Source organism: Corallococcus sp. AB038B, from assembly GCF_003668955.1.
Classification (GTDB): domain Bacteria; phylum Myxococcota; class Myxococcia; order Myxococcales; family Myxococcaceae; genus Corallococcus; species Corallococcus exiguus.
On the sequence record NZ_RAWO01000442.1, the window covers coordinates 1 to 380 of the forward strand.

The 380-nt window shown below is 70.3% G+C and carries 1 protein-coding gene; it reads left to right on the forward strand.

Annotated features, from left to right (window positions below; translation table 11 throughout):
- On the forward strand, positions 1-380 hold a 380-nt coding region (locus D7Y04_RS45015; RefSeq protein ID WP_158627720.1), incomplete at both ends, for a hypothetical protein.

A 380-nucleotide genomic window follows, 5' to 3' on the forward strand; every position in this document is an offset into this window, starting at 1 on the left:
GACTCTCAGTGAGTACTTCGAGGGGCGGCTCGCGCTGCAGGGCATCTCGCAGGGAGTCCACCCGCTCGAAATCGTGGTGACGGACACGCGAGGCAACACGCGCGTGACGCAGGCGCGGCTCGTGGTGGACCGCCCGCCGAAGGGGGCTCGCGAGGCTCCACGCTCCCCGCGCATCGCCGTGTCGGGCCCCCTTCCCGTCCTTGCGACGTGCACGGACGACGGCCCGGGTTGCGTGCTGGAGCTCCGTGTGCGCGATTCACCTGACGCGCTGGCGCGCGCAACGACGCGACTGGACACCGTCGTGGACCTGAGCGCCTACGCGAACAGTGGGCTGTACATGGATCTGACGGTGTCGGACGCGCTCGGCCAGACGGAACGGC